This window comes from uncultured Methanobrevibacter sp., from assembly GCF_937906425.1.
In the GTDB taxonomy this organism is placed as follows: domain Archaea; phylum Methanobacteriota; class Methanobacteria; order Methanobacteriales; family Methanobacteriaceae; genus Methanobrevibacter.
In genome coordinates this window covers 1-6,520 of the sequence record NZ_CALCYR010000033.1, presented here as the reverse complement: position 1 = coordinate 6,520, position 6,520 = coordinate 1, and the positions used below count along the sequence as shown (strand labels likewise).

The 6,520-nt window shown below is 35.0% G+C and carries 2 protein-coding genes; both read left to right on the top strand.

The window, feature by feature from the left end:
• On the top strand, positions 1–305 hold a 305-nt coding region (locus Q0138_RS01040; RefSeq protein WP_297979708.1), incomplete at its 5' end, for an Ig-like domain-containing protein.
• Between the two features lie 170 nt (positions 306–475).
• Positions 476–6,496 carry a hypothetical protein gene (locus Q0138_RS01035; RefSeq protein WP_297979705.1) on the top strand — a complete coding sequence of 2,007 codons (6,021 nt, stop codon included), beginning with the start codon at positions 476–478 and terminating at the stop codon, positions 6,494–6,496.
• The last annotated feature ends 24 nt before the right edge of the window (positions 6,497–6,520 follow it).

Sequence of the window (6,520 nt, the reverse complement as noted above, 5' to 3'; positions counted from 1 at the left end):
TAGCTAAAATCACAGTAAATCCAGAGCCTGTAAAACTCACAACAGCCAAGAAGACATATAAGGCAAGTGCAAAGACAAAAACATTAACCGCTACCTTCAAGACCTCAAGAGGAACTGCAATCAAAGGCAAGAAGATCACTTTCACAGTAAACAAAAAGACATACACAGCAACTACAAATGCAAAGGGCGTAGCTACTGTTAAGGTAAGTCTTTCCAAGAAAGGAACATACTCTTTCACTGCCAAATTCGCAGGAGACGAAAGATACAAGGCAATTAGTGTTAAAAGTACTGTAAAAATTAGTTAAAATTAAAATTATTATTTATTATTTAAAATCAAATTAAGATTATTAGTAATTCTTATTTAAAATCAGTTAAAATTATTATTTATTATTTAAAATCAAATTAAAATTATTAGAATTATTATTTGAAATAATTAAAATTCTTAAAATTATATTTTTATTAATGGGTGACAATTATGTTTAAAAAGATGGTGGATAAGAAGGTTTTAATAATTGCATTTCTTATAATGCTCTTTTTAGCAATTCCTTCTTCTTTTGCTGAAGATTCATCCAATGTTGATCTTGATTATAGTGTGGATTCTACTGCGGATTCAAGTGTGGATTCTATTGTTGATTCTACTATGGCTTCTACAGCCGATTCAAGTGTGGATTCATTTAACATTGGTGTTTCTTCTGATTTGGCTCTTGAAGATTCTGTTTATTCTTCTGATTTAAGTTCTCTGAATGATTCAAATTATGCTAAAGATTCAGAATCTTCCGACCTTGATGTGGATTTAAAAGCAAATGGAAATAATTATTTGTCTTCCTCCAATTTAAATGAAGGGGCTTTTTGGACAGTTGAAAGTACTGGAAACAATTATTCTGATTTGGCTTCTGCTGTAAATGCTGCAGCTTCAGATGATGTTATTGTATCCGCTTCTCCAATTGTGGAAACTGTTTCAAACAGTATAGACATTGTTAAAAATCTTACAATCAAATCAAATGCCTTGGATGTAATCTTAATTTATGGGAATGGAACTGTCTTCAATGTTTATGACACTGCCACACTTAATCTGGAGAATCTGATTTTTAAAAATGCTTCCTCAGGCCCTGGAGGATTTATAAAATTAAGCAATGCTCACTTGATGGCGGATAACTGTGAATTTGGCGATTCATCCTATAATGTCATCTTTGCAACCTCAAGCAGCATTCTTATTAAAAACTCAAGATTTTATAATATAATCTCTTCTGAATATGATAGGGGGCTTGCAGTTTATGCATATTCATATTCAAGCATTGAAATAGTCAATTCAAGCTTTAACAATATAAAAAATGAACTTGATGGCAGTTTAGGCGGTGCAATCAGTTGTGAATATTACAGCAATTTAACTGTAAGGGATTCTAGCTTTAACAATACTCTAGGATATTATGGAAGTGCCATTTCAGTATACAACAACAATAGAAAGGCAAATATATATAATTCCAATTTCACAAACGGATTTTCAAATTATAGGGGAGGATTCATCTCCACTGCCTTATCCTCAACAATGACAGTTACAAATTCCACTTTCATCAATGGAACTTCAATTGACTGTGGTGGAGCAATCGACAATGAAGGGGGAAAATTAAGCCTAAGCAACTCCCTTTTTGAAAACAATAGAATTGCATCCTCATTGGATTCAGGTAAAATGGGAGGGGCAATATTCACATCACAGGATGCAGACATTAACTATAACATTTTCCTAAACAACAGTGATTCAAGAGAAAGTCACATCTCAAATGACATATTTGTAGAGGGTTATCCATATTCAGTCTTGCATAGGGCGATTGTAGACATTGACAATAACTATTGGGCAAGCAATGATAATCCAAATGGATTGGGAAAGTTCAACAGCAATGTAACAACTGACAAATGGATAATTTTGAATGCAAGCATTGATGAAAACCCTGTTCAAGGTGAAAGCTCACAGATTTCCTTTGATTTATGCAAATGTGTAAATGGTGAAAACATAACTGCCTTGAATCATTATTTCCATGACTTTAGCCTGAACATATCCTCTTCAATTGGGGAACTTGGCTCTCATTCAATTGATTTGTCCTATGGCCAGCAAAACTCTATTGATTACATTTCAAATCTTGTAAGTCTTGATACAATAAGTTTAATTTATGGAGATGAAACCCTTCTTGAGCTAAATATTGCAATCGAGCCTGCTAGTCTAAACACCATCTTTGTAAGCCTTAACGGCAGTGATGTCAGTGGGGACGGCAGTGAGGACAATCCATATCGCTCCATCAAAAAGGCTTTGGCTAATGTAAACTCCATTAAAAACGTTATTTACATTAAGGAAGGAACCTATTTTGAGAATGGCCTGATTATAGATAAGTCAGTTAGCATCATTGGAGATGAAAATGCAATAATTGATGCTAAGGGCTATTCAAACATATTCAATGTTTCAAGGGATATTGAACTTATTTTAAATAGGATTAGCCTATCCAATGCAAGCGTATTGCCTGGCGATGCCTTGATTTACACCAAATCCAAGGTAATTTTCAATGACTTGAAAATACTTGATGTTGATGGTACAATCATCTATAATGATGGCGCCAAATTGGATGTCATTGTTAAGTTTATTGATGGGGCAAGTCAAATAGCTCTTAAAGGTACTGAAGTAAGCATAAATGCAAGGGTAACTACAAAAGAGGGTTTCAGCATTGCAGGAGGAACTGTTTACTTTAGCTTGAATGGAGTTTATAACGGCACTGCCCTTTTAGGTGACAATGGCCTGGCAACTTACACATTCAATCTCTCTGAAGATTATGTTGATTATGTGGTTTCAGGCAGCTATTCCGGAAGTGATTTGGAAACTGTAATCGATGGCAGATTAAGATCAATTCAATACAACTGGATTATTGGAAATTCCACCTTTGAGACCTTGGCTCAGGCTGTTGAGGCGGCACAGGATGAAGACACCATTTATGGTCTTCCAGGATATCATGAAATCATTTCCAATATAAGCGTTGATGGAAAGAACATTAGAATTGCTGTATTGTCTAATCCTTCTGATTTATTGGGTTTAAATTATTTTGGACTTACTAATTCTGAAACAAAGCTTTTAAATGCAAGGGTAAATGCTCCTTTAGTTAGCGGTTCTGGTGCAAACCTTTTAAATGCAAGGGTAAATGCTCCTTTAGTTAGCGGTTCTGGTGCAAACCCTCTAAAAACAATTGTTCTAGACGGAAATAATCAAAGCACCTTCTTTACAGTAAGCAAGTATTCAAAACTTGAGCTTATTGGAATAAGTCTCATTAACGGATTTACAGAGGATGACGGAGGAATATTTGTTGAAGGTGAATTAAACATTATCAACTGTACATTTGAAAACAGTACAGCATTCAGAGGTGCAGCAATTGCAGCAGACAGCGATTCCATCGTAAATGTCAATAACACCAAGTTTGTAGCTATGAAAAACACCTACAATGGTTATGGCTCTGCAATTTGGCTTTATAAGTCTCAAATGATCTTGGATAACTGTGAATTCATTTCCAATGTGGCGGATAGATATGGAACAATCTATTCACAAAGCAATATAACCGTATTAAACTCCAAATTCATAAACAACAGTGCAGAGGACTACTGTGCAGGAATCTATGGACAGGGTGCAAGCGGTAGTTTGGCAAGCAGGTACTTTACAATCATTGAAAATACAAGCTTCATCAATTCAACAGTCACCACTGCATATGGTGCAGGAGCTGCAGCAATCGTCAAGAATTATGTAACATTAATTGTAAACAATTCCTACTTTGAAAACAATAGGATAATTCAGCAAAACAATGGAAGAAGTGCCGGTGCAATATATTCCTTTGCAAATAATGCATATTCAAACATTACAAATTCAATATTCAAGGAGAACTATGCATTTGTCGGCAGCGGCATCGGAGCAGGGGCCATATTGATTGTAAATGGAACAGTAAACAATAATATTTTCATATCAAATGAAATAGATACAATTGCAGCAAACAAGTCATCATCTGCAAATGACATTGTCTACAAGAACTCAAGTGTAAACATTGACAATAACTATTTCTCAAGCAATGCTCCATTGCTTTCAACTTATGACTCTATAAACAACTTAAACGGATCATTGGCCAAAAGCTGGATTGTTGTAGACCTTTCTATAAATGACACAGAATTCACTTTTGAAAAAAGCTATCAGCTCTCTGTCCAATTCAAGTCATTCAACGGTACAGATTTGGAGGATATTCCGGATTGGATTCCTCAAATCGAATTGGAATTGACTGCATTGAATGGATATCTTAACCAGACAAAGGTCAATATATCAAATAATTCCTCTTTTGTAAGTTATATTCCTAATTCAATCGGTGAGGACATTGTTTCAATTGCAGATGTTTCATTAAACATTACAATAGAATCTAAAACAAGCTATGTATTGGTTTCAAACTTAAGGGAAATAGATATTGCTTATGGTGAAAATGCAGAGCTAAATATAGATGTGTTGGATAATTCCGGTAATTTAAGTTCTGATTTGGATGGAAAAATCATCCTTGTAAGTTATGCGGTTGCTGGTAATGACTATGAACTTGAATTGGCAATCAACGGTTCAAGCGCAGTTTTAAACACTGCTGATTTGGAAGCCTTGGCTCCAGGAATATCAGTGATATTGAGCTGTAATTTAAGTGATGATGAGATTTCACTTACGGGAATTGATATTGCCTTGAATATTAATAAAATCAATTCCACCTTGGATTTTGCCTTGAATGGGTCCGCTCTTTATGTATATTTGTCTGATGGTGAAAATCCTATATCCGGCGGAAACATTAGCTTCACTTATTCAAATCAAACTTTAAGCAATTTGACAGATGAGAATGGTATTGCAGTATTTGATTGTGAGGGGCTTATCGGATTGATTGATTATGAGATAAGATTCAATCCGGAAACTGATTCTTCTTATAATGGAGCCTTAATCAATGGCAGCTTGACATTTTCAAGCAAAACCAAAATATTGATAGATTATGATGATGAGTGCATTATTTTAAAATTGGTGGATTCCAGAAATAATCCATTGAAGGATTCCAAATTGATTTGCATTATTAACGGCATCCAATCAGAATGCTTTACAGATGAAGATGGAACTGCAATCATTGATGATATTCAATTTGAATCCATTCCATCAAGTGATGAAAGCGCAATCATTAGTGGAAAGCTAAATCTTGAAGTTTATTATGGAGGCAGTTTAGATAATATTTATCTCGCTTCAGAGGCCTTTGCAGTGATTATAGTTGAAAATCGCAGTTCAGTCATAGATCATGATGTTTTCATTTCACTTATTCCTAATGGAACAATTGAATTGGATGAGGATTCAGGAGTCCTTTCCATAAGCCTTAAGGATTTGGACAATAATCCTATTTCAAATGGGGCTGTTCAAGTAATTATTAATGGAATTGGGTCCAATTTGACATTGGATGATAATGGAAGAGCCAATATTGCAGTTGAGGGGAATTCAAGTGTAATTGTAAAATATATTGATGAAAATGGGCTTGAACTTAGAGCTTCCATAAAAATCAAGGAATATAACAATGCCATTGAAGTTCCAGTTGAGATATCAGTTGAGATTCCTCTTGAACTTAAGCAAACAGATCTTGTACTGAGCCTTGACAATATTAGCTATGGCGATAATCTTACAGTCGATTTAATACTTACCCAATCCTTTGCTCCATTGGATGGGGAAATAATGGTTTTTGCTGATGGAAAATATTACAATATCAGTGCAAGGGATGGTAGGGCATCACTTCAAATTCCTGATTTAAGGGCAGGGGACTATGCAATCTTTGCAGTTTATGAAGGAAATGAGAATTATGCTTCATCCTATGCCATTGGAGAGCTTAAGGTCAGTAAAATAGCTGCCGGATTTGTATTTGAAAACATGAGCACCACTTCATTCAATCCAAACATTGAAGGCAGAATCGGCGAATACTTTAATGCAGTTTTAGTTGACGGCTTTGGAAATCCATTGGCTGGCAGAAATGTTTCAGTTGGATTCAATGGACATGTCTATAATTATATTACCAATGAAACTGGCGGTTTTAGAGTTCAGGTAAATCTTAGGGTTGCAGGAGGATATACCTTTGCAATGTACTTTGCAGGGGATGAAAACTATAATGCAAGCTTTGCAGTTGCTAAGATAACCGTAAATCCTCAGACTCCTAAGCTTACAGTTTCAAGCAAGACATATAAGGCAAGTGTTAAAGGCAAGACACTTACTGCAAGTCTGCGTTCAATTTACGGCAGTCCGATAAGTGGAAAGTTGGTTTCATTTATTGTAAATGGAAAGCATTACACTGGAAAGACAAATTCTATGGGAATTGCTACAGTCAAGATCAGCTTGAATAAGAAGGGAACTTATGGCTTTACTGTCAAGTTTGATGGAGACGACTGTTATAAGGCAATTACTAAAAAAGCAAAATTGATTATAAAATAGATTTAAATTAATTTAATTGAAAAT